This window comes from Streptomyces sp. NPDC048751, assembly GCF_043198595.1.
Lineage (GTDB): Bacteria > Actinomycetota > Actinomycetes > Streptomycetales > Streptomycetaceae > Streptomyces.
Window position 1 is genome coordinate 112307 of sequence record NZ_JBICUX010000015.1, and the last position, 23072, is coordinate 135378.

General features: G+C 71.7%; 23 protein-coding genes and 1 pseudogene. 11 read left to right on the top strand and 13 right to left on the bottom strand.

The features are described 5' to 3' along the window. Window positions 1–61: 61 nt before the first annotated feature. From ACGFNV_RS37110 to ACGFNV_RS37120, 3 genes and pseudogenes are all read left to right on the top strand, one after another. Entirely contained in the window at window positions 62–745 is a 684-nt protein-coding gene (locus ACGFNV_RS37110; protein ID WP_393628758.1) for a uracil-DNA glycosylase, read from the top strand. A gap of 452 nt (window positions 746–1197) precedes the next feature. Beyond that, window positions 1198–1476: pseudogene (locus ACGFNV_RS37115) on the top strand (hypothetical protein); the annotation flags it as partial. Between the two features lie 137 nt (window positions 1477–1613). Next, window positions 1614–2396: a DUF899 domain-containing protein gene (locus tag ACGFNV_RS37120; protein ID WP_393628760.1), complete on the top strand. Its 783-nt coding sequence runs from the start codon at window positions 1614–1616 to the stop codon at window positions 2394–2396. Between the two features lie 54 nt (window positions 2397–2450). Here the strand turns inward: ACGFNV_RS37120 and ACGFNV_RS37125 are convergent, their stop codons facing one another. Continuing rightward, window positions 2451–2978, bottom strand: coding sequence for a hypothetical protein (locus ACGFNV_RS37125; RefSeq protein WP_393628762.1), 528 nt, complete (start codon window positions 2976–2978; stop codon window positions 2451–2453). A 289-nt stretch (window positions 2979–3267) separates the two neighbouring features. Here ACGFNV_RS37125 and ACGFNV_RS37130 point away from each other — a divergent pair, with 289 nt between their 5' ends. Beyond that, window positions 3268–4179 carry a Gfo/Idh/MocA family protein gene (locus ACGFNV_RS37130; RefSeq protein WP_393628764.1) on the top strand — a complete coding sequence of 304 codons (912 nt, stop codon included), beginning with the start codon at window positions 3268–3270 and terminating at the stop codon, window positions 4177–4179. Here the strand turns inward: ACGFNV_RS37130 and lnt are convergent. Both lnt and ACGFNV_RS37140 read right to left on the bottom strand, forming a co-directional pair. Continuing rightward, the gene (gene lnt, locus ACGFNV_RS37135; protein ID WP_393628766.1) at window positions 4097–5662 is read right to left on the bottom strand and encodes an apolipoprotein N-acyltransferase; all 1566 of its coding nucleotides are present in this window, start codon (window positions 5660–5662) and stop codon (window positions 4097–4099) included. The two genes, ACGFNV_RS37130 and lnt, sit on opposite strands and share 83 nt — an antisense overlap. A 52-nt stretch (window positions 5663–5714) precedes the next feature. Continuing rightward, window positions 5715–6218 (bottom strand): nuclear transport factor 2 family protein, encoded by a 504-nt coding sequence (locus tag ACGFNV_RS37140; protein WP_393628768.1) that lies wholly within the window; start codon window positions 6216–6218, stop codon window positions 5715–5717. Window positions 6219–6403: 185 nt separating this feature from the next. Between ACGFNV_RS37140 and ACGFNV_RS37145 the strand changes: the two genes are divergently transcribed. Next, complete coding sequence (locus ACGFNV_RS37145) at window positions 6404–7144, top strand: SDR family oxidoreductase (RefSeq protein WP_393628770.1); 741 nt, start codon at window positions 6404–6406, stop codon at window positions 7142–7144. A gap of 3 nt (window positions 7145–7147) precedes the next feature. On the opposite strand, the gene ACGFNV_RS37150 is transcribed toward ACGFNV_RS37145, so the two are convergent. The 4 genes from ACGFNV_RS37150 to ACGFNV_RS37165 form a co-directional block, all read right to left on the bottom strand. After that, window positions 7148–7717 carry a chloramphenicol phosphotransferase CPT family protein gene (locus ACGFNV_RS37150; RefSeq protein WP_393628771.1) on the bottom strand — a complete coding sequence of 190 codons (570 nt, stop codon included), beginning with the start codon at window positions 7715–7717 and terminating at the stop codon, window positions 7148–7150. A 3-nt stretch (window positions 7718–7720) separates the two neighbouring features. Beyond that, window positions 7721–7900: a hypothetical protein gene (locus tag ACGFNV_RS37155; protein ID WP_393628772.1), complete on the bottom strand. Its 180-nt coding sequence runs from the start codon at window positions 7898–7900 to the stop codon at window positions 7721–7723. Window positions 7901–8068: 168 nt separating this feature from the next. Continuing rightward, a complete protein-coding gene (locus ACGFNV_RS37160) occupies window positions 8069–8944 on the bottom strand; it encodes an undecaprenyl-diphosphate phosphatase (protein ID WP_393628774.1) in 876 nt (291 codons plus the stop codon). Window positions 8945–9113: 169 nt separating this feature from the next. Continuing rightward, window positions 9114–9584 carry a winged helix-turn-helix transcriptional regulator gene (locus tag ACGFNV_RS37165; protein ID WP_393628776.1) on the bottom strand — a complete coding sequence of 157 codons (471 nt, stop codon included), beginning with the start codon at window positions 9582–9584 and terminating at the stop codon, window positions 9114–9116. Window positions 9585–9698: 114 nt separating this feature from the next. Between ACGFNV_RS37165 and ACGFNV_RS37170 the strand changes: the two genes are divergently transcribed. After that, window positions 9699–10877: a thiolase family protein gene (locus ACGFNV_RS37170; protein ID WP_393628778.1), complete on the top strand. Its 1179-nt coding sequence runs from the start codon at window positions 9699–9701 to the stop codon at window positions 10875–10877. A gap of 7 nt (window positions 10878–10884) precedes the next feature. Here the strand turns inward: ACGFNV_RS37170 and ACGFNV_RS37175 are convergent, their stop codons facing one another. After that, window positions 10885–11661 (bottom strand): TVP38/TMEM64 family protein, encoded by a 777-nt coding sequence (locus ACGFNV_RS37175; protein ID WP_393628780.1) that lies wholly within the window; start codon window positions 11659–11661, stop codon window positions 10885–10887. Between the two features lie 322 nt (window positions 11662–11983). Between ACGFNV_RS37175 and tuf the strand changes: the two genes are divergently transcribed. Continuing rightward, window positions 11984–13153, top strand: coding sequence for an elongation factor Tu (gene tuf, locus ACGFNV_RS37180; RefSeq protein ID WP_393628782.1), 1170 nt, complete (start codon window positions 11984–11986; stop codon window positions 13151–13153). A 155-nt stretch (window positions 13154–13308) separates the two neighbouring features. Next, window positions 13309–14100, top strand: a complete 792-nt coding sequence (locus tag ACGFNV_RS37185) for a spermidine synthase (protein ID WP_393628973.1) — start codon at window positions 13309–13311, stop codon at window positions 14098–14100. Here the strand turns inward: ACGFNV_RS37185 and ACGFNV_RS37190 are convergent. The 3 genes from ACGFNV_RS37190 to ACGFNV_RS37200 all read right to left on the bottom strand — a co-directional run bounded on the left by ACGFNV_RS37190 (window position 14062) and on the right by ACGFNV_RS37200 (window position 17575). Continuing rightward, a complete protein-coding gene (locus ACGFNV_RS37190) occupies window positions 14062–15372 on the bottom strand; it encodes an MFS transporter (RefSeq protein ID WP_393628784.1) in 1311 nt (436 codons plus the stop codon). The genes ACGFNV_RS37185 and ACGFNV_RS37190 overlap by 39 nt on opposite strands. Window positions 15373–15441: 69 nt before the next feature. Next, complete coding sequence (locus tag ACGFNV_RS37195) at window positions 15442–16455, bottom strand: hypothetical protein (RefSeq protein WP_393628786.1); 1014 nt, start codon at window positions 16453–16455, stop codon at window positions 15442–15444. A 37-nt stretch (window positions 16456–16492) separates the two neighbouring features. Then, window positions 16493–17575: a hypothetical protein gene (locus ACGFNV_RS37200; RefSeq protein WP_393628787.1), complete on the bottom strand. Its 1083-nt coding sequence runs from the start codon at window positions 17573–17575 to the stop codon at window positions 16493–16495. Between the two features lie 87 nt (window positions 17576–17662). On the opposite strand from ACGFNV_RS37200, the gene ACGFNV_RS37205 reads away from it, so the two are divergent. Continuing rightward, window positions 17663–18100 (top strand): DUF4442 domain-containing protein, encoded by a 438-nt coding sequence (locus tag ACGFNV_RS37205; RefSeq protein WP_393628975.1) that lies wholly within the window; start codon window positions 17663–17665, stop codon window positions 18098–18100. Between the two features lie 357 nt (window positions 18101–18457). Here the strand turns inward: ACGFNV_RS37205 and galU are convergent, their stop codons facing one another. Continuing rightward, window positions 18458–19417, bottom strand: coding sequence for a UTP--glucose-1-phosphate uridylyltransferase GalU (galU, locus tag ACGFNV_RS37210; RefSeq protein ID WP_393628789.1), 960 nt, complete (start codon window positions 19415–19417; stop codon window positions 18458–18460). 361 nt (window positions 19418–19778) lie between these two features. On the opposite strand from galU, the gene ACGFNV_RS37215 reads away from it, so the two are divergent. Together ACGFNV_RS37215 and ACGFNV_RS37220 are read left to right on the top strand one after the other, a co-directional pair. Next, window positions 19779–21713, top strand: coding sequence for an RICIN domain-containing protein (locus ACGFNV_RS37215; protein ID WP_393628791.1), 1935 nt, complete (start codon window positions 19779–19781; stop codon window positions 21711–21713). A gap of 126 nt (window positions 21714–21839) precedes the next feature. Continuing rightward, window positions 21840–22484, top strand: a complete 645-nt coding sequence (locus tag ACGFNV_RS37220) for a DedA family protein (protein ID WP_393628977.1) — start codon at window positions 21840–21842, stop codon at window positions 22482–22484. Between the two features lie 30 nt (window positions 22485–22514). On the opposite strand, the gene ACGFNV_RS37225 is transcribed toward ACGFNV_RS37220, so the two are convergent. Further along, window positions 22515–23045, bottom strand: coding sequence for a gamma carbonic anhydrase family protein (locus tag ACGFNV_RS37225; RefSeq protein ID WP_393628793.1), 531 nt, complete (start codon window positions 23043–23045; stop codon window positions 22515–22517). Window positions 23046–23072: the final 27 nt, after the last annotated feature.

The window sequence follows — 23072 nt, forward strand, 5'->3', positions numbered from 1 at the left end:
GTCAGTGGCCGCCTGTAGGTTCTGTGGCCTGGAACCGACCGTACGACTGAAGGACGTTGACGTGACCGACACCTCCATGCTGCCCGAGTCCTGGCGCGGGGTCCTGGGTGAGGAGCTTCAGCAGCCCTACTTCAAGGAGCTGACGGAGTTCGTCGAGGAGGAGCGGGGCAGGGGGCCCGTCTATCCTCCGCGCGAGGAGGTGTTCGCCGCGCTCGACGCCACGCCGTACGAGCAGGTCAAGGTCCTGGTCCTCGGTCAGGACCCGTACCACGGCGAGGGCCAGGGCCACGGCCTGTGCTTCTCCGTCCGCCCCGGCGTGAAGATCCCACCGTCGCTGCGCAACATCTACAAGGAGATGCACGAGGAGCTGGGCACGCCGATCCCGGACAACGGCTATCTGATGCCGTGGGCCCAGCAGGGCGTGCTGCTGCTCAACGCGGTGCTCACCGTGCGCTCCGGTGAGGCGAACTCCCACAAGGGCAAGGGCTGGGAGAAGTTCACCGACGCGGTCATCCGCGCGGTGGCCGACCGGCCCGACCCCGCGGTCTTCGTCCTGTGGGGCAACTACGCCCAGAAGAAGCTCCCCCTCATCGACGAGTCCCGCCACACCGTGGTCAAGGGCGCCCACCCCTCCCCCCTCTCCGCCAAGAAGTTCTTCGGCTCCCGCCCGTTCACCCAGATCAACGAGGCCGTCGCCCAGCAGGGCCACACGCCGATCGACTGGACGATCCCGAACCTGACCTGACCCGGCCCGTGGCCGGGCGGGTCGCTTGTGGGGGTTGCCGGGCCCGGCGGGTGGGCCGGGCCGGTGGCGCCTTGGCGGTACGGGCGCTCTACCGTTCCTGTGGACTGGGCAGAAGTGAGTCCGCTCAGCCGCACGCCCCGAACGGTCTTGGGCGCCCTGGTCCCCGGCGTACTCGACCCCGGGGCAGCGACACGGATCCTGTCCGTGGTCCGACACCGGGAGGCCGGCTCCCTCACGACCTTTTCAAATGGGTACGGGCAGAGGCGACGGGGAGGCCCCGAACCATCACTCCGGTGGAGCGGGGGCCCCGCACGCCGGCGCCGTACCCGGCGTCCCAGATCGCACGATCACCGTAGCCCGAACGGCCCAGGACGCCGCAAGCCCGGAAGCCGACCATCACACGATCGAGTTAGACCACGCTTATGCACGCTCCCCGGCGAGCAGCTGACAACCCCTCCCTGCACCTGAACCTCGCCGCCGACCACGTGAAAGTCGGCCGCCGCGAAGCAGCCCGCGTCCACGTGCGCCGCGCCCGCGGCGCGGCCGACGCGCTGGGCGACGACCGATACGGCGACGGCGTACGGGCGGAGATCAGCCGACTGGAGTCACGGTTGGACTCGCGACCGGGGGAGGAGGACGACTCCGGCGGTGACCTCGGCCAGGGACCCGGTGGCGGGAGCGGCGGTGGCAGCGGCGGGCGGAGCTCGGGTCCGCCGCGTCAGCGACCGTAGGAGAGCGTCGGTGGCGGCAGCGGTTGCCTCGCCCGCCGCCGTACGCGATGAGTTCCGGCCGGATCGGGAGTCTGTTCTGCTGACCGTCGTACGACGTCGTAAGAAGCCGCCCGGCACGAGACACCACGGAGGACACCATGACGACCACGCCGGATGACCCCACCACCGCGCTGCCCGGCCGCCCGCCCGTGGTCGACCTGGCCACCTGGCAGACCGCCCGTGACGAGCTGCTGGTCCGCGAGAAGGCCCACACCCGCGAGGGTGACGCTCTCGCCGCGGCGCGCCGACGGCTGCCGATGGTGGAGTTCGACGGGACGGTCGAGGTCGTCGGACCCGACGGCCCGGTCCCGTTCCTGGACCTGTTCCAGGGCCGCGACGAGCTCGTGGTGTACAAGCACATGTGGTACGACGGCGCGCCGCACCAGGGGCAGTGCGAGGGCTGCACCACCACGGCCTGGCACCTGAAGGACGCCGTCTACCTCAACGCCCGTGACGTCTCGTTCGCCGTCCTGACCACGGGCCCGTGGGACGAGGTGGCCTCCTACGTCGAGTTCATGGGCTACACCCAGCCCTGGTACTCGGTGCGGGGCGTGGACGCGCCGGTCGGCGGCGAGATGGGTTACCTCACCTGCTTCCTGCGCGACGGCGACCGCGTGTTCCTCACGTACTCGACGACGGGCCGTGGCAACGAGCGGGTCAACGGCTCCCTCGGCCTCCTCGACATGACGCCCTACGGCCGCGGCGAGGCGTGGGAGGACAACCCCGAGGACTGGCCCGAGGGAGGCAACCCGTGCTGGTCCTGGCGCTCGGACGCGGACGGGAACGCCACCTGGGGCCCGACCAGCCGCCCCGTGCCACAGTGGACCCGCCCGGGCGCGACCCCCGTGGACACCCTCGGCCGGCGCGGCCACCACCACTGACGCGCCTTCGTCGACGGCGTCGGCAGTCCCGTGCTGGGGCACGTCCCCGAGGTCTCAGCGGCCGTACGTCTGGTCGCAGATCGTCGACTCCGCGCTGTCCTGGCGCCAGCCGCCGTACTTTCGGCCCAGGGAGCAGACGTCGGAGTTCTTGGGGGGCGTGTGGGGGACGTCAGGGATCGCGGGGCGTGAGTGGGGGTTCGGGTGTCGGCGTTGCTCGGGATGGTGTGGCGCTCGGGGGCGTGGGGGATGAGGGTGCGGGTCCTGGTCGTGCGGGTGCGGGTGCCCGCGGTGGGCCGGGGTGTGCGGGGCGGCGGGCGCCCCGGCCGGGGCGGGTGGTGTGGGCGTGGGGTGCCGGGGAGAGCCGACCATCTCCAGGGCCTCGCGTGCCGGTGCCTGGACGATCTGCGGCTCCGCCTCGGGGGCCGACGGCGGGAGTACGGGTTGCTGCCGCGGGGACACGGACGGCCCGGCCGGCGCCGACGGCTGCACGGGCGCGGGTGGCTGCTGGATCGTCACGCAGCCGGCGAGGGCCGAGACGGCCACGGTGACCAGGAGCGTTGCGGTGGTCGTCGTTCGATGCACCCCCGTCACTCTGGTGGGTCCGGCCTGCCGGGGCCCAGCGGATGAGCGGACAATGCCCCACACGGGTGATCCGGGCCCCCGTACGAGCGACGCGGGCCCGCCGCGCTGACGTCACTCGCCGGTCGCGCCGTGAACCTGCTCGGCCCCTTGGAAGGATCATCCGGACGGAAGCCGGCCGTGTGCCACCGGGCGATCCCGGTTCAGCTCTGCCGACGCGCACTCCACCTCGGGCATGTGCCGCACATATGCTGCCGTGGAGCAGGCGCAGGCAAGCAGTGAGGGAGCCCCCGTGAAGGTCGGCTGCATCGGACTCGGTGACATCGCGCAGAAGGCGTACCTGCCGGTGCTCGGCGTGCAGCCCGGGGTCGTGCTCCATGTGCAGACCAGGACCCCGGCGACCCTGACCCGGGTCGCCGACAGCCTGCACCTGCCCGAGGCGCAGCGGCATGGGGACCTCGACTCCCTGCTGGCCCAGGGCCTCGACGCCGCCTTCGTGCACGCGCCGACCGTGGCGCACCCCGAGATCGTCACCCGGCTGCTGGAGGCGGGCGTACCGACGTACGTCGACAAGCCGCTCGCCTACCGACTGGATGAGTCCGAGCGGCTGGTGGCGCTCGCCGAGGAGCGCGGTGTGCCGCTCGCCGTCGGGTTCAACCGGCGCCACGCCCCGGCCTACGCGCAGTGCGCCGACCACCCGCGCGAGCTGATCCTCATGCAGAAGAACCGTGTCGGGCTGCCCGAGGAACCGCGCACGATGATCCTCGACGACTTCATCCATGTCGTCGACACCCTGCGCTTCCTGGTGCCCGGGCCCGTCGACGACGTGACCGTGCGAGCCCGCGTGGAGGGCGGACTGCTGCACCACGTCGTGCTCCAGCTCTCCGGTGCGGGGTTCACCGCGCTGGGCGTGATGAACCGGCTCAGCGGCTCGGCGGAGGAGATCCTGGAGGTCTCCGGGCAGGACACCAAGCGTCAGGTGCTCAATCTCGCCGAGGTGATCGACCACAAGGGCCAGCCGACCGTCCGGCGGCGCGGCGACTGGGTGCCGGTCGCCCGCCAGCGCGGGATCGAGCAGGCCGTCCTCGCCTTCCTGGACGCCGTACGCGCGGGCAGGGTGCTCAGCGCCCGGGACGCACTGGCGACTCATGAACTGTGCGAGCGGGTGGTGTCTGCGGTGCGGGAGCACGCCGGCGCAGCCTGACCGCCCGGCCGCCCTCGACCAGGGCCATGGCGGCGAGCACCAGCACGGCCAGGTGCACCGGCCAGTCGCCGAAGCGGACGTACGGGGTGACACCGTCGGCCAGCGGCACGTCGTAGACGGCGTTCGTGCTCACGTCCGTACCGAGCCAGGAGCCGATGCGTTCCCCGCTGGGTCCGTAGACGGCGGACACGCCCGTCAGTGTTGCGTGCACCATCGGGCGGCCGGTCTCAGCGGCGCGCAGCGCGGCGAGCGAGGCGTGCTGCTCGGGGGCCCAGCTGTGCTGGAACGTCGACGTGGAGGACTGCCCGACCAGGATGTCGGCGCCGTCCTCGGCGAGATGGCGGGTCATGTCCGGGAACGCTGTCTCGAAGCAGACCATCGGGCCGATGCGCAGCCCCTGCCCGGCGTTCATGACCACCTGCTCGGTTCCGCGTCGGCGGTCCTCTCCGGCCGCCTTGCCGACGGAGGTCGCCCAGCCGAGCAGTGAGCGGGCGGGAACGTACTCGCCGAACGGGACGAGCCGCATCTTGTCGTAACGGTCGCCGGTGAGGCCGTCGGCGCCGACCAGGATGGAGCTCTTGTAGATGCCGGGCCGGTCGGAGCGGCGGGCGTCCACGTTGACGAGGATGTCCGCGCCGGTCTCACGGGACAGGGCGGCGATGCGCCGGGCCAGGTCGGGGCGGTCCTCCAGGTCGTAGCCGACGCTGCTCTCGCCCCAGACGATCAGGTCGACGTCTCGTCCGGCGAGTTCGCGGGTCAGCCGTTCCTCGCGGTCGAACCGGCGGTCGGGGCCGTCGAGGACACCGGCCTGGACGACGGCGATCCGGGCCCGGCTGTCGACGTCGGGGCGGGGCGACCACACCCAGGCCGCGGAGGTCACGGCGGCCGTGGCGACCAGGCCGGCCAGGGCCGGCACCCGGGACTCGCGCACCGCGATCAGCACGGCGACGGCGACGTTGACGGCCACCACCAGGAAGCTCAGCAGCCACACCCCGCCGACCGAGGCCAACCGCAGCGCGGGCTCCACCTGCCACTGACTGGAGCCGATCATCCCCCAGGGGCCGCCGAGCCCCTGCCAGGAGCGGACCAGCTCGATCGCCAGCCAGCCCGACGGCAGCACGACCAGGGCGGCGGCCGTACGCCCCCGCGAGGGCCCGCCACCCAGGAAGCGGCGTACGAGGACGCCCCACGGCGCCCACAGCACCCCCAGCAGCACCGCGATGACCAGGGTGAACACATGGAGGAACGGCATCAGCCAGTGGTGCATGGCCAGCATGAAGCCGGCCCCGCCCCACCAGCCGTCGTACGCCGCTCGTCGCCAGGTGGGCGCGGTCCGTGTGAGCAGGATCCAGGGGACCAGGGCCACGGGTGCGATCCACCACAGTGACGGGGCGGGAAAGGCCAGGACGGGCAGGGCGCCGGACAGTGCGGCGACGGTCGAGCGCCGCCACGAGGAGGTGAGCCAATGGTCGAACGTCTTCATATGGCGTCTCTCCTACCCAGTGGGTGGCTCCAGTGTGCGCCTCCGAGACGATCTACGACAGTTGGCCCTCGTTTCCGGCCACCGATGCCGTCGGCCGTTCGGGCAGTCGGCGCCACTTCTCCTGGACGATCACCTCGCGCAGCCGCCACCCGTCACCCGTGCGCCGCAGCCCGAAGGCGTAGCGGCCGCCGCACACGAAGTCGGGTGCGGAGGGGCCGTCGCCCTCGGCGGCGAACCGCATCGGATTGACGTAATCGGCCCGGACGAGGGCCGTGTCCCCGGTGTCCCGTTCCAGCACCCCGAACCGGACTCTCCGGTTCACGATCAGATGCTGGCGCATCGGAAACAGCCGCATGCTCTCCGCCAGCCACGCGGCGACCTTCCCCGCGTCCCCCTCGATGCCGCCGGCCGAGCGGTAGTCCGCCCGTCCGTCCGGGGTGAACAGCCCCCGGTACGCCTCCCAGTCCCCGTCGTCGACGGCCACCGCGTAGTCGGTGATCAGCCCGTCCACGGCCAGCCGGTCCATCACGGTAGCGAGCTCCACACGCTGCGTCATGGGCCGAGTGTTGGCCATGCACCGCGCGGAGCCAAGGGGCATGCGGGTATTTCGGTGCGGTCAGCGGTGTGGTCACACCGGGCGCCGCCCGAAGCGGGGGCAGCGGGCGCAGTACGATCACGGCGGACCGCACACCTGTGGTGACGTCCGTCGGAGCTGCTGTCCCAGGGGAGCCGGAGGCCCGTATGACCCGTCCTGTCACGGTGGTCACCGGCGGCAGCCGGGGGATCGGGGCCGCGACCTGTCTGCGTCTCGCGCGGGACGGGCACGACGTGGCGGTGGGGTTCGTCCGGGACCGCGCGGCCGCCGAGGAGGTGGCCGGCGGGGTGCGTGAGGCCGGCGGACGCTGTGTCACCGTGCGGGTGGACACGTCGGTCGAGGCGGATGTGGAGGGGCTCTTCGCCACGGCGGAGCGGGAGTTGGGGGCGGTGACCGGGCTGGTGAACAACGCCGGGGTGACCGGGCCGCTGGGGCGCCTCGCCGACGCCGACACCGCCGATCTGCGCCGGGTCGTCGACGTCAACCTCCTCGGCACGCTGCTGTGCGCGCGGCGCGCGGCCCAGCTCATGACACCCCGCGGCAAGGGCGTGATCGTCAACGTGTCCTCGGCGGCCGCCACGCTCGGCAGTCCCGAGGACTACGTCCACTACGCGGCGACCAAGGCCGCCGTCGACGCCCTGACCCTGGGCCTGTCCAAGGAACTCGGCCCGCATGGTGTCCGCGTCAACGCGGTCGCCCCCGGCCTGATCGACACCGAGATGCACGCGGCGATGGGCGACCCGGACCGCGCGCAGCGTGCCGCCGGCGCGATTCCGCTGCGCCGCCCGGGGCAGGCCGAGGAGATCGCCGCCGCCGTGGCCTGGCTGATGTCCCCGGACGCGTCGTACACCACCGGCGCGGTGCTGCGCGTGGCCGGCGGGCGGTGAGCGTCACACCGCCGCGCGCAGCTTCTCGAACGCCGTCGGGCTGGGGCGGTCGGGCAGGAAGTCTTTGATACGGCGGGCGCAGGCGAGGGGGTCCAGCCGACTGGTGTCGCACTCGACGTCGTAGACGCCGTGGGCGTGGACCTGCTCCAGCTGCCGCGCCGCGAGCCCGCTCGGCCGGTCGCCGCGGGCCCGCTCCCGCCGCTCCAGCTCCTCCAACGGGCAGCGCACCCCTACGAGAACCACGTCCTGCGGCACGAACAACGACAGACAGTCCCGCAGTCGCCACTCGGCGCTCAGTACATGGTCCACGACGACGTTGTTGCCGGCGGCGGCCATCCCCGCGACCGCCCGGTGGAAGCCCTGCCAGGTCCGGTGCAGGAGCGCGTCGAGCCGGTCCGGCGCGACGGGGCGGCTCGAGCGCATCGCGTGGAAGGTGTCGACGGCCATGTGGAAGTACGGCTCGTCGAGTTCCCGCAGCAGCTCGGCGGCGATGCTGGACTTCCCCGAACTGGACGTGCCGTTGAGGAAGATGATCAGGCCGCGGCGCGGCGGAACGCTGTCCAGGTGTTCCATCGTTCAGGCCGCCGCGATGACCGCGCCGCGGATCGCCGCCGCCCACTCCACCACCAGCAGCTCGTACTCCGCGCGCTCCTGGGCCGAGAGCGAGCCGCCCGCGCGCTGCCAGAGGGCGCGGATCTGCTCGTTCACTTCTTCAGGAGACCGCACGGAACCAGGGGCAACGGATTCGGGGGACATGCCGACAAGCGTAGGGCCAAGAACTGACGGTGCGCCACCAGGCCGCTACGCAAACCGTATGGGGTTGGTCACGGGCTCGCGGCACCCTGGCGCGACAGGTGTGCGGGGGAGACGCGGGCCAACTGCTGGCTGAGTGCCATGAGACCGCAACTGTCCGAAGAGGGCGCGTCAGCCCGACGACTCCGCCGCGTGCGGGCTCAGGGCGCCCGTGGCCACCAGGACGATGATCACGATGCCGAGTGCGATGCGGTACCAGACGAAGGGCATGAAGCTCTTGTTGGAGATGAACTTCATGAACCAGGCGATGACGGCGTATCCGGACACGAACGCGATGACCGTCGCGAAGATCGTCGGCCCCCACGACACGTGGTCGCTCCCCATCGCGTCCTTGAGCTCGAAAGCGCCCGAGGCCAGCACCGCGGGGATGGCGAGCAGGAAGGAGTAGCGGGCCGCGGCCTCGCGTCGGTAGCCCATGAAGAGGCCGCCGCTGATGGTGGCACCGGAGCGGGAGACGCCCGGGATGAGGGCGCAGGCCTGGCAGAGGCCGAAGATCAGGCCGTCCCGCACGCCCAGGTTCTCAAGGCTCTTGCGCTGCTTGGGTGCACGGTGCTTGCCGCCCGTCTCGTCGCGCGCGGCCAGCCGGTCGGCGATGCCGATGACGATGCCGACGACGATGAGCATCGTCGCGGTGATCCGCAGATCGCGGAACGGACCCTCGATCTGGTCCTTCAGCGTCACACCGAGCACGCCGATCGGGATCGAGCCGACGATCACCAGCCAGCCCATCTGGGCGTCGTGGTCGCTGCGCATCGACTTGTTGACCAGCGAGCGGGTCCACGCCGAGATGATCCGGCCGATGTCCTTGCGGAAGTAGATCAGCACCGCGGCCTCCGTGCCGATCTGGGTGATCGCCGTGAAGGCGGCCCCCGGGTCCTTCCAGCCCGAGAAGGCGGCGGTGAGCCGCAGGTGCGCGCTGGAGGAGACCGGCAGGAACTCGGTCAACCCCTGGACGAGTCCGAGGATGAGGGATTCAAACCAAGACATGAAGTTACGGAGTCCAAGTGCCGATCGTGGAAAGGGCGATGGACACACCGGGCCGCCGCGTGCGGTGATCGCGGGGTGTCGAAGGGCAGCGTAGCGGTCCGGTGTGACATGCCGGGAACAGGGGTTCTCTGGGTGACTGTGCGGTGACGGACCGTGGAGCGGTGCGCGGTCAGGCCGCCGACGGGCCCGACACCGTCCAGCCGGGGGTCTGAGGGTGGGCGGTCAGGTCCTCGTGGTGGATGCGAGTGCCGCAGGACTCGCAGGTCACGACCGGGACCAGTTCGTTGCCGCAGGTGTGCTCGATCACCATGGGGCGGTCGTCGTCGTCCCGGAGGTGGCGGTCGCCCCACGCCATGAGGGTCATCAGCATCGGCTCCAGTTCGAGCCCCGCCTGCGTGGGCCGGTACTCGAAGCGCTGCGGACGCTCGCTGTAGGCCCGCTTCGTGAGGATCCCGGCGTCGACGAGGCGGCGCAGCCGGGTGGCCAGGATGTCGCGCGGGGCGCCGATGTTGCGCACCAGTTGGTCGAAGCGCCCGTTGCCCAGGCACACCTCGCGCAGGACGAGCAGGGAGTACTTCTCGCCCACGAGCGCCAGGGTGTCGGCGATCGAGCAGGGGCGCGGGTCCTTGGGGGTGGCCATGCGGCCCAGTCTAGGGGAGGGTTTGGTTCTCCAACTCATAGGTTTGATTTTCCAACCCGCAGGGTTAGGGTGAGTCTGGATTTCCTACTAACCAGTAGTCGCGGAGGCCCGCACATGCGTGACGCAGTCATCGTCGAAGCCGTACGCACCCCCATCGGGAAGGGCAAGCCGAACGGCTCCCTCGCGCACGTCCACCCCGTCGAGCTCCTCGCCCACACCCTGCGCGCCCTCGTCGAACGCTCCGGCGTCGACCCGGCGCTCGTCGACGACGTCATCGGCGGCACCGTCGACCAGGTCGGCGAACAGGCCATGAACACCACCCGCTACGCCGTCCTGTCGGCGGGCTTCCCCGAAACGGTCCCCGCGACCACCGTGGACCGGCAGTGCGGCTCCTCCCAGCAGGCCGTGCACTTCGCCGCGCAGGGCGTCATCTCCGGCGCGTACGACCTCGTCGTCGCCTGCGGGGTGGAGTCCATGAGCCGCGTGCCGATGTGGTCCAACGTGCCGCCCGGCAAGGACCCCTTCGGCCCCGGAGTCGCCGAGCGCTACCCGGAGGGCCTCGTCCCGCAGGGCATCAGCGCCGAACTCATCTCCGCCAAGTGGTCCCTCACACGTGAGCGGATGGACGCCTTCGCCGTCGCCTCGCACCACAAGGCGGCCACCGCCTGGGCCACGGGCCTCTTCGACGCCGAGGTCGCGCCCCTGGAGGGCGTCACGCGCGACGAGTGCGTACGCCCGGACAGCACCCCCGAGATCCTCGCCGGCCTCACGCCCGCCTACCACGACCCCGGTTTCGCCGAACGCTTCCCGCAGATCGAGTGGAACGTCACCGCGGGCAACGCCAGCCCCATCAACGACGGCGCCTCCGCGGTCCTCATCACGTCGAGCGACACCGCGGCCCGCCTCGGTCTGCGCCCGCTGGCCCGTCTGCACAGCTTCGCCGTCACCGGCTCGGACCCCCTCCTCATGCTCACCGGCGTGATCCCGGCGACCGAGAAGGTGCTGCGCAGGGCGGGGTTGACCCTCGACGACATCGACCTGTTCGAGGTCAACGAGGCGTTCTCCAGCGTGGTCCTGGCCTGGCAGCAGGAGACCGGCGCCGACCTCGCCAGGGTCAACGTGCACGGCGGCGCGATCGCCCTGGGCCACCCGCTCGGCGCGAGCGGCACCCGTCTGACGACGACCCTCGTCCACGCGATGCGCGAACGCGGCGCCCGCTACGCGCTGCAGACGATGTGTGAGGCGGGCGGACTCGCCAACGCGATGATCCTGGAGACCGTGCAGGCCGGGTGACGTGCGGTCAGCGCAGGCGCAGCTGGTGGCGCTTGCGCCAGGCCACCACCGCACCCACCAGCGCCGGCAGGGCGATGCAGGCCATCGCGATCAGGAAGGCCGGCGAGGTCGGCGTGGCCGCGCGGGCGCCGGCGACGACGTAGGCGGCGGTGTTCGGGATCGACCCGAGCGCCGTCGCGACCAGGAACGACGGCCAGCCCATCCGGGAGACCGCCGCGCAGTAGTTCGCGGCCCAGAACGGCACACCGGGGAAGAGCCGCGCCACCAGCATCGACCGGAAGCCGTGCCTGCTGAGCTGCCCGTCCGCGGCCTTCAGCCACCGACCCCGCAGCAGTGGTCGCAGCGCGTCCTGTCCGAGGATCCGGCCCAGCCCGAAGGCCAGCCCCGCCCCGAGCACCGTGCCCGTGATGGCGGCACCGAGCCCGAGCTGCGAGCCGAACAGGGCACCTCCGGCGAGGTTCAGCAGCGGCCGCGGCACGAACGCCACGGTGCACAGCCCGTACGCCGCCGCGAACACCAGCGCCGCCGCGGCGCCCCCCAACTGCGGTGGCCAGCCGTCCGACAGCACTCTCTGCGGTTCGAAGAGCAGCACGGCGGAGGCGGCCCCGGCGAGCAGGGCGACGAGCAGCGAGAACCGCGCCCACGGCGAGAGCAGGACTCTCGTGCAGCGCGCGGCGAGGCCGACGGGAGCCGGCGGTGCGGCTACGGCTACGGGCACGGGTGTGGCGACGGCCTGAGGAGTGGCCGTAGCGGTGCCGCCAGAGCGGGTGGTGGCATCGGGCATCAGCCGACCTTAACCGACAAATATGTGTGATCGCCGTATGGTTCGTCTCACTCCCGTCACGGGCCGCCCCCCTCACCGGTGCGAAAACCATTCGACGTGGCGTTCGGCGTCGACGATGATCGACGTCATGTTCCGGTACGCCTTCCTCCTCGCAGCATCCGCGGTCGCGGATGCCCCGAAGGCTGCCGTTCCCTTTTTCGTGGCCGCTGCCGACGGCGCCCGAAGCTGACCCTCTCCGGATCGTCCGGCGGACCCCGCAGGGGGAGGGTCGGCCAGCTCCTCGGGGTCCTCACTTCCTACGGCCACGCTTCGAGGTAGAGCCATGCCCAAGACCGCGTACGTACGCACCAAACCGCATCTGAACATCGGCACGATGGGTCATGTCGACCACGGCAAGACCACCCTGACCGCCGCCATCACCAAGGTCCTCGCCGAGCGCGGCTCCTCCGCCTTCGTGCCGTTCGAGCGCATCGACCGCGCGCCCGAGGAGGCCGCGCGCGGCATCACCATCAACATCGCGCACGTCGAGTACGAGACCGACACCCGGCACTACGCGCATGTCGACATGCCGGGCCACGCCGACTACGTCAAGAACATGGTCACCGGCGCCGCGCAGCTCGACGGGGCGATCCTCGTCGTCTCCGCGCTCGACGGGATCATGCCGCAGACCGCCGAACACGTCCTGCTCGCCCGACAGGTGGGCGTCGACCACATCGTCGTCGCCCTCAACAAGGCCGACGCGGGTGACGAAGAACTCACCGACCTCGTCGAGTTGGAGGTGCGCGACCTGCTCACCGCGCACGGCTACGGCGGTGACGCCGCGCCCGTCGTACGGGTCTCGGGGCTGAAGGCCCTGGAGGGCGACCCGCGGTGGACGGCGTCGATCGACGCGCTGCTCGACGCGGTGGACACGTATGTGCCGATGCCCGAGCGGTATCTCGACGCGCCCTTCCTGTTGCCGGTGGAGAACGTGCTGACCATCACCGGGCGCGGAACCGTCGTGACCGGCGCGGTCGAGCGGGGGACGGTGCGGGTCGGTGACAAGGTCGAGGTGCTCGGTGCGGGTGTGGAGACCGTGGTGACCGGGCTCGAGACGTTCGGCAAGCCGATGGAGGAGGCGCAGGCCGGGGACAATGTGGCGCTGCTGCTGAGAGGGGTGGCGCGGGACGTGGTGCGGCGTGGGCATGTGGTGGCCGCGCCGGGGAGTGTGAGTCCGAGTCGTCGGTTCACGGCGCAGGTGTATGTGCTGTCCACGAGGGAGGGCGGGCGTTCCACGCCGGTCTCCACCGGGTACCGGCCGCAGTTCTACATCCGTACGGCGGATGTCGTCGGGGACGTGGATCTGGGAGACGTCGCGGTGGTGCGGCCCGGGGAGCGGGTTGCCATGACCGTTGAGCTGGGGCGGGACGTCCCGTTGGAGCCGGGCCTGGGCTTCGCGATCAGGGAAGGCGGTCGCACCGTGGGAGCGGGGACCGTGACGGCCGTTCTGTGAGGGTGGCTGATGTTGCCGGGGGACTGCGGGGCCCGTTGTGGCTGGTCGCGCAGTTCCCCGCGCCCCTGAGTCTGCTGTTCCACAGGCACAATGAAGAAGTGAACGACGAGTCTGTCCCCGTCTCCCGCGCCGTCGACTTCGGCACTGCCAAGCTCATGCCCGATGTCGATCGGGAGCGGGCCTGGCTGCTCACCGTTGACGGGGCTCCGCAGTCGTACGTCGATCTTGACGAGCCGGCGTATCTGGAGTTCGAGTACGCGCGCCGGCTCGGGCACGCGCTGGATGTCGTGGCGGAGCCGGGGGTGCCGCTGGACGTGCTGCACCTGGGCGGGGGCGGGCTCACCCTGCCCCGGTATGTCGCCGTGACGCGGCCCGGCTCGCGGCAGGACGTCGTGGAGGCCGACCGGGGGCTGCTGGAGCTGGTCGTGGAGCAGCTGCCGCTCCCGGAGGGCGCGGACGTGACGTCGCACGTGGCGGACGCGCGGGCCTGGATCGAGGCCGCGCCGGACGACAGTGCCGACGTGCTCGTCGCGGACGTCTTCGGCGGGTCACGGGTTCCCGCGCATCTGACGTCGGTCGCCTACGCGCGGGAGGCCGGGCGGGTGCTGCGCGGCGGGGGCGTCTATCTGGCGAACCTGCCGGACGCGGCGCCCTTCGCCTTTCTGCGGTCCCAGTTGGCCACGCTCGGCACCGTGTTCGCCGAGCTCGTGCTCATCGCCGAGCCCGGTGTGCTGCGCGGGCGCCGCTTCGGCAACGCGGTGCTCGTCGCGTCGCACGGTCCCGTCGACACGGCCGCGCTGGCCCGGCGTACCGCCTCCGACGCCTTCCCGGCCCGGGTCGAGTACGGGCCCGGGCTGCGGGAGTTCATCGGCGGGGCGCGGCCGGTGCGGGACGAGGACGCGGTGCCGTCACCCGAGCCCCCCGACGGGGCGTTCGGCATCGGCTGACCCGTTCGCGGCGTCCGGCGCGCCCTGGGCCACGTGCTTGGTGCGCCGGGTCAGGTTCCGTACGTCGGACACGCACAGGACCGCCGCCGTGACCACCACGACCAGGACCGCGCAGCCCCAGAGCGCCGCAGTCCGCCCGAACGCCAGCTCCGCCGGACCCGCCAGCGCGGACGCCAGCGGCACCAGGGCGACGGAGCCGAACCAGTCGTAGGCGGAGACGCGGGAGAGCTTGTCCTCCGGGATCTCCTGGTGGAGGGCGGTCATCCAGGACACGCCGAACACCTCCACGGTGAGGCCGGTGAGGAACATCACCGCGCACAGGACGCCCGCGGACACCGGCACGGCGAGCGCGGCGGACGGCAGGGCCAGCGGGAAGACGCACAGCGTGCCGACGAACAGCAGCCGGCGGGGCTTCCAACGGGTCATCAGCAGCGCGCCGGCCACCGTACCCGCGCCGAAGCAGCCCAGGGCCAGCCCCCAGGGGCCCGCCCCGCCCAGGTGGTCCCGGGCGACGAGGGGACCGTAGACCGACTCGGCGGCGGCGACCACCGCGTTGGCGACCGAGAACTGCAGGACGATGCCCCACAGCCAGGGGCGGCCGGCGAACTCCCGCCAGCCGTCCCGGAGGTCGGCGAGCATGCCGCCGCCCGGCTCGCGCGGCGGGATGTGGCTCACGTCGAGGAAGGAGCGCAGCGCACCGGCGACGGCGAAGGCCGCCGCGTCCACGGCGAGCACCCAGCCGGGGCCGATCGCGGCGACCATCGCGCCGCCCAGGGCCGCGCCGCCGAGGGCCGCTCCCTGCATCGCCATCCGGAACACGGCGAACGCGCGGCCCGCCTGCTCCCCGTCCACCGTGGACATCAGCATGCCCTCGGCGGCCGGGCTGAAGAACGCCTGCCCGGTGCCGCCGAGCGCGGTGAGCAGCATCATCTGCCACAACTGCGGCTCACCCGCCAGGACGAGCGTCGCGAAGGCCGCCTGAGAGAGGCAGTTGAGGGCGTTGGCCGCGACCATCACACGGTGGCGGGGCAGACGGTCCGCGACCGCGCCGCCGATCAGCAGGAACAGCACCAGCGGCAGAGTGCGGGCGGCGGCCACCAGGCCGACGTCACCGCCGTCGCCGCCCGCGTCCAGTACGGCGAACGCGGCGGCGATCAGCGAGCCGTTGCTGCCGAGGTTGGTGACGACCGCCGCGGCGGTCAGCAGGCTGTAGTTGCGCCCCGCCCAGGAGGGCCTGCGCGGGCGGCGGGGGGAGGCGGCGGCTGAGGTCACCGGCCGACTATCCCCGCCCGGGCACCGGGGTGCCAAACGATTTCCCCGGTCGTCCCGCCCGCCGGCGGATCACTCCGTCGGTTCCCCGGACAGCCGGACCGTGCTGAGGATCTTCATGATCGTCTCGTTGGAGAGCTCGTCCTTCACGCCCTTGGCGCCGTAGAGGTTCCAGGAGACGTAGTCACCGGCGGAGTTCTTGAAGCCGAACGTGATCGCCTTGCCGTCGCTGTCGCACTTGCCCTTCTGGGGCGTGTTGTTCGACTGGGCCCAGGCGTAACTGCCCTTGATGCCCGAGGTGGTCGTGTACGGCGTGGCCTTCTCGGGGAAGGTGATGCTCTTCTTGTCCGGCTGGGTGTAACCGCCGTAGACCCACACCGGCGCGGTGTTGATCGCGATCTCGTCGGTGTTCTTTGCGCCGGAGGCACCCTTGCTGCCCACCATGGCCAGCGGGGTGTTGTCGGTCCTGCCGTCCTTGTCGTCGTCGGACGTGCACCACTTCGACTTGAGCTCGGCGGTGGCCGACATGATGATCGCGTCGTCCTTCACACCCTCCAGGTCGAAACCCTGGGTGAGGCCGACCTTCTGGACCTCCCAGTCGGCCGGCACGTCGAAGGTGATGCCCCACTTGGGGTTCACGACGACCTTCCAGCCCGCGACGGTCGCCTTCTCGGTCTCACCGCCGCGCGGGTTGTCGTCCGCTCCCGAACCGGTGGCCGTCTCGCTCGGTGACGCGGCCACGGACGGGCTCGCGCTCTCGTCGGCCTTCGCGGGTGTGTCCTCGTCGCCACCCAGGACCAGGAAGCCGGTGACACCGGCGGCCACCACGACGGCCGCGGCCGCGATGATCGCGACCAGCTTCGTCCGGTTGCCGCCACCGCCGCCGCCCTGCGGCGGCTGCGGTCCGCCCACGTGGGTCGGCGCGCCCCACTGCGGCTGCTGCGGTTGCTGCTGCGCATAGGGGTTGGGCTGTTGGAACCCGGGCTGCTGATACGGATTCGGCTGCTGGTACCCCGGCTGCTGGTACGGGTTGTTCTGCCCCTGCGGGTTCTGCTCGCCCCCGGGCGGCTGCTGTCCTGGCCACATGCGGAGAAACCTTAGTGCCGTACGGGACGCGGGCCGGTCACTGCCCCTTGGAACGGACCCGGGGGAACTCCCGCACCGTGCTGAGGATCTTCTTCACCGTGGCGTCCGGAACCTCTTCCTCCACCCCTTCGGCGCCGTAGAACGACCAGGACGAGAAGCTGCCGTACTTGTTCTTGAACGCGAACGTCGTGGCCTTGCCCGCGGTGTCGCACTTGTGCCGCACCTTGACGAGGACCGCGTGCGAGGTGACGACCGTGCCCTTGAGGCCGGAGGCGGTGGTGAAGGAGGTCGCCCGGTCCGTCTTGACGTTCTTGTGCTCGGGCTGGGCGTAGGCGCCGTAGGCCCAGTTCGCCGAGTCCTGCCGGGCTATCTGCTCGGTGCTCTTGGCGCCGTTGTTGCCGCGGGTGCCCGCGTTGGCCAGGGCCGTGTACTCGACCTTGCCGTCCTTGTTGGCGTCCTGCATGCACCACTTGGCCTTCAGGACGGCCGGGGCCCGCATGCCGACCAGCGGCTTCTCCTTCGGGTCGTCGTCCTCGGCCACGTAGCTGACGTAGTCCCTGGCCTGCGGTACCCAGTCGGCCGGTACGTCGAAGGCGACGCCGAGGCCCGGGTTCACCACGACCTTCCAGCCGGCGATGCTCGGCTTCAGCGGGTCGCGGTTCGTGGACGGCGACGCCGAGGCGGACGGGGAGGCCTTGGACGCGGTCGGGTTCGGCGAGGCCTTCTTGTCGTCACCGCCGCCCAGGAACACGACGCTGGTGACGGCCGCGGCCACGACGACGACCACGGCCGCTGTGATCGCGATCAGCTTCGTACGGCGGCTCTTGCCGTCGGGGTCCTCGTAGTCGTAGTCGGGAGACTCCCACGGGGCGGGCGGCCGCTGGACGTACGCGGGCTGCTGGTAGCCGGGCTGCTGGGGGTCCGAGCCGGGCTGGGGGTAACCGTAGCCCGAGCCGTAGCCGGGCTGCTGGGCGTCCGGGCCGGGCTGCTGGGGGTAGCCGTAGCCATAGGCAGGCTGTTGGGCGTCCGGGCCGGGCTGCTGATAACCGGGCTGGTACGGATTCGGCTGTTGGCTCGGCTGATTCGGGTCGCCGGCCGGTGGTTGCTCTCCTGGCCACATGGGCGGAAATCATACGGCGGATCATCACACCGCCCTGGCCAGTCGAGGCTACTCGTGGGTAACATCCCGAGCATGAGCGCAGACCAGATGTCCATCGGCGAGATGCTCGCCGCCACGGTGCCCATGGCCCGGACCCTGAACCTCGAGTTCCTCGAGACCTCGCCCGAGAAGGCCGTGGTCGCCCTGCCGGACCAGAGCGGCTTCCACAACCATGTCGGCGGGCCGCACGCCGGTGCGATGTTCACGCTCGGGGAGTCCGCGAGCGGGGCGATCGTGCTGGCTGCCTTCGGCGACCAGCTCGCCCGCGCGGTGCCGCTCGCCGTCGGCGCGGAGATCACCTACAAGAAGCTCGCCATGGGCGCGGTCACGGCCACCGCCACCCTCGGCCGCCCCGCCACCGAGGTCGTCGCCCAACTCGACGCCGGCGAGCGTCCCGAGTTCCCGGTCACGGTCGAGATCCGACGCGGTGACGGGGCGGTGACCGGTGAGATGACAGTGGTGTGGACCCTGCGCCCCAATGGCTGAGAGGCCATTGTCATGGGGCAGGGGGAGGGAGTCGCGCAGCGGGGGCTGAGGGCTGGCGCGAGGGGGTGCGGCGAGGTGGCTGCGCTGCGGGGAATCGGGGGCGGTCGGGGGGAGCTTCCCCGGCGGGGCGCGTTCGCAGTGGTCTTGCCTCCCCGTGGCTGAACGTCCTTCAGTGCGCCCGCACCGAACCCGTAGCCGTTGCCCGCGCCTTGTTCGCACCCGCATGCCGTGCTCGCTCGTACCCCCGCCACCGCGCCTCGCCCACCTTTGCGCCTGGCCTGCTGCCCCGCGCCCAACCTGCCCCCGCCCCGCGCCCCACCCGCCAGGTGCCTGGCCCCCCACACATCTCATCCCGCATCACGCGGCAAGCCTCCCCCCGTCCTCCCCTCCACCCTCCTCCAAGCTCGCCACGAACCCCTTCAGCCAGCTGATGAACTCGGGTCCCAGGTCCGGGCGTTCGCAGGCGAGGCGGACGACGGTGCGCAGGTAGTCGGCCTTGTCGCCGGTGTCGTAGCGGAGTCCGGTGAAGAGGACGCCGTGGACGGTGTCGGTCGTGGCGAGTTCCTGGAGGGCGTCGGTGAGTTGGATCTCGCCGCCGCGGCCGGGCGGGGTGCGGTCGAGGACGCCGAAGACGGCCGGGTCGAGGACGTAGCGGCCGATGACCGCGTACGCGCTCGGCGCGGTCTCGCGGGAGGGCTTCTCCACGAGCCCGGTGACGCGGACGACACCGTCCTGCGCGGTCGGTTCCATCGCGGCGCACCCGTAGAGATGGATCTGCTCCGGCGGCACCTCCATCAGGGCGACGACGCTCCCGGCGTACCGCTCACGGACCTCCAGCATCCGGCTCAGCAGTGTCTCGCGCGGGTCGATGAGGTCGTCGCCGAGGAGCACGGCGAACGGCTGGTCGCCCACGTGCTGGCGGGCGCACAGCACCGCGTGGCCGAGGCCCAACGGGTCGCCCTGCCGGATGTGGTGGATGTCGGCGAGCCTGGCCGGGTCGCGCACCGCGTCCAGCCGTACGGTGTCGCCCTTCGCCGCGAGCGCCTGCTCCAGTTCGAAGGCGTGGTCGAAGTGGTCCTCGATGGCCCGCTTGTGCCGGCCGGTGACCATCAGGACGTCGTCCAGACCGGCCGCGGCGGCCTCCTCGACGACGTACTGGATGGCCGGCTTGTCGACGACCGGCAGCATCTCCTTCGGCGTCGCCTTCGTGGCGGGCAGGAAGCGGGTACCGAGCCCGGCGGCCGGGACGACGGCCTTGCGGACGGCACGGACCGGGCGGGCGGACGGGGGCGTGGATGAGGAGCGGGGGGTGATCATGCGCAGCATGCTGACCCATGGGGATGAGAGCGCGCCGAGAGCTGCATGGGAGTCCGCTGTGCGGGCGAGCGCAAGTTGGAGATTTGGTGTGCCATCCGGCCTTTCGTGCACACGAGTTGGGCGCGACATCGGCGGAAACTTTCGAATGCGGGTACGGATACCCTCGGTAACATATCTGAATTTCCGTCGTTTTGAACATGAGTCACTCGAACTCCTTGTTTCCTGTGAGGCGTATGTGCGAAGGTGATCCTTCCTTCGGGAAGGACCAGATCAGGCCATAGGTACACACCAATCCGGCCCCCTGCTTTCCGAGGACGCGCCTTTCCGTGTTCCGTCCTTCGGCTGGGAAGGAAATGGTTCAGTGCAGCCCCCCAACCCCCCACGACCGCCGTTCCCGCCCCGCCCCGGCTGGAGCCCCGGCGACTCCGACCGCAACCTGCTCGCCCAACTGGGCGCGAGCGGCGCGGGAAGCGGCCCCGGCGCCTGTGCCGTCGCGCTGCTGCTGGCCCGGCACTGGCGGGCGACCCTCGACTACGCCGTCGTCTGCCTCGCCTCGGCCGAGGACTCCGCCCGGATGGTGGCCACCGCCGCGTTCAACCGGGTCCTCGGCCAGGCGGCGTTCGGTGGCGTCGGCGGCGCCCTGCGTCCCCAACTCCTCGTCGCCGTGAGGGAGACGGTCCGGGAGTGGGCCGGGGACGAAGCCATTTCCACGATCCTGCCGGAACTGCGAAAAACCGTCGGCGGTCGCGGACTGCGCGCCTCCGGGCGGGCGACGCCCGAAAAGCTGCTGATCGCCGAGCGCGCTTTCCGTGCCCTTCCCGGAGCCTCGCAATGCCTGCTGTGGCACACAGAGGTCGAGGCCGAGCCCATATCCGTACCGGCCGGTCTGTTGGGCGTCGACACGGTCACTGCCTCGGCCGCCCTGGACCAGGCACGGGAGCAATTCCGTTCGGCCTGCGTACGCGCTCACCGGGAACTCGCGCCGACCTCGGAATGCCGCTTCCACAACCGTCTCCTCGACGTTCCCATGCGCCGCGGCGGCACCCTGCTGCCGGACGTGCGAAGGCATCTGACGGAGTGCCGGTACTGCCGCCGGGCCGCCGAACAGCTCTCCCGTTTCGACGGGGGTCTGGAAGTGCTGCTCGCCGAGACCGTGCTCGGCTGGGGCGCCCGCCGCTACCTCGACTCACGCCCCGGGCGCGCCACCGAACAGGACGGCCCCGTCGGCGGTGGGGCCACGCGCCCCCACGGCGGGCGTCACCGCAGCTCACACGCCCGCATCCTCGACGCCCCGCACCGCCACCCGAAGGCCGTCCTCCTCGGGGTCGGTCTGAGCACCCTCGCCCTCCTCGCGACCGTGCTCGTCGCCAAGGGCTGGTCCGAGGACGGCGGCACCCCCGGGCCGGGGATGACCTGGGGCGCGCCGGTCGGCAGCTCCGGCCGCGCGAGCAGCCCCGGCGAGCGGCCCCCGGCCGGCTCGAGCGGGTCCCCTTCGGCGGCCTCCGCCGAGCAGCCGGGAGAGATCGCGCGCGGGCGGCTGCGCAGCCTCACCGTGGGCCTGTGCCTCGACGCGCGCGGCGGTCGGGTCCAGGTCGGCGTGGGAGCCGTGCTGGTGGAGTGCTCCTCCGCCGGATCGCAGCAGTGGTCGTACCGGGACGACGGACTGCTCCGCAGCGCCACCGACCCCACCCTCTGCCTCGACTCCGACGCCGACCACAAGAAGGTGACCCTCGCGGGCTGCCTCGTGCACTCCGGGGACGTGTCCTACGACCTCACCGTCCGCGGCGAACTCCTGCTCCGCCGCGCCAAGGGCCTGCTCGTCGCTCCGGGGCGCGCCGGGTCGTCCATCGAGGTCGTCGTCACCGCACGCGACGGATCCCCGGGGCAGCGGTGGCAACTGGAGCCGGGCGCGGGTGCGGACGGGACGCGGGACATGGGACCGAGATCACGTCGGGGGGACGAAGCGGGTGAGCCGCCGGCCCCACGTGACCGGCCCCGTGCGACCCCCTCAGCGGAACCGCCGCTCAGCGCTCCACCGCCTCCCGACGCGGCCCCCACCCCCGCGCGACCCGCCCGGCCGCAACCGGGCTACGAGCCGCGCATCGCCCAAGTGGCCTGCTGTGACACACCCGATCCGGCGGCTCCGCCGGCCCCGCCGCCGGTCACCTCTCCGGACACCCCGCGGGCTCCCGTGGACGTCGCGGGCGCGGTGAGTCAACTCCCCGCCACGGTCGATGTTCCCGCCCACGTGGGCACGCTGCTCGGTTCGAACTCGGGCAATTCGGACGACCGGTGACGCGGCGGCTGACCCCCGCGCGCTCCGTGCGACCCCGGAGCGGCCTGGTTACCCGGTAGGCTTCCCGGCGTGCGCCCGCTCGAGCGCACGCCGGGAACGCAGGGACGCAATGGGGAGGAACCGGCGGTGCACGTCCAGGAGTGGCTCGACACGGTGCCCGCGGCCGCCGTCTACGCCGTGGTGGGGCTGGTCATCGGTCTCGAGAGCCTGGGCATCCCGCTGCCGGGCGAGATCATCCTGGTCTCGGCGGCGCTCATGTCCTCCCAGCACGCGGGAATCAACCCCGTGATCCTCGGCGCCTGCGCCAGCGTCGGTGCCATCGTCGGCGACTCCATCGGCTACGCCATCGGCCGCAAGGGCGGGCGCCCGCTGCTCGCCTGGCTCGGCAAGAAGTTCCCCAAGCACTTCAGCGAGGGGCACATCGCCACCGCCGAGCGGTCCTTCGAGAAGTGGGGCATGTGGGCCGTCTTCTTCGGCCGCTTCGTCGCCCTGCTCCGTATCTTCGCCGGCCCCCTCGCGGGCGTCCTGCGCATGCCGTACTGGAAGTTCCTCATCGCCAACGTCCTCGGCGGCGTCCTCTGGGCGGGCGGCACGACCGCCGTCATCTACTACGTCGGTGTCGTCGCCGAGTCCTGGCTGAAGCGCTTCTCCTGGCTGGGCCTCGTGCTGGCCGTCCTCATCGGCGCCACGTCGATGCTGGTCCTCAAGCGCAAGGCGAAGAAGGCGCAAGTCGCCCGGCAGGAACCGGAACCGGTCCCTGCCGGGGACTGACACCTCCCAGAGGGGCGCGGGGGGCCACAGCTACGCCGCGTGCACGTCCCGGTGCGCCTTCGCGAGTTCCGCGTACGACGTCCCGTTCAGCGTCACCCCTTGCCGCTCCTCCTCCGTCAACTCCCGCCGCACCTTGGCCGGCACCCCCGCGACCAGCGAACCCGGCGGTACCCGCATCCCCTGCGGCACCAACGCCTGCGCGGCGACCAGGGACCCCGCCCCGATCACCGCGCCGTTCAGCACCGTCGCTCCCATGCCGATCAGGCAGTCGTCCTCGACGGTCGCTCCGTGCACCACCGCGTTGTGCCCGATGGAGACCCGCTCGCCGACGGTCACCGGGAAGCCGGGGTCCGCGTGCAGCGTGCAATTGTCCTGGACGTTGCTGCTCGCGCCGACGGAGATCCGCTCGACGTCGCCGCGCAGCACCGCCCCGTACCAGACGCTGGCGCCGGCGTGCAGCGTCACCTCCCCGATGAGCGTGGACGTGGGTGCCACGAACGCCTCCGGATCCACCTTCGGGTCCTTGCCGCCGATGCCCGTGATCAGCGCCTTGTGCGTCATCTCGCCTCCTGGTCGGTGCTACACCGC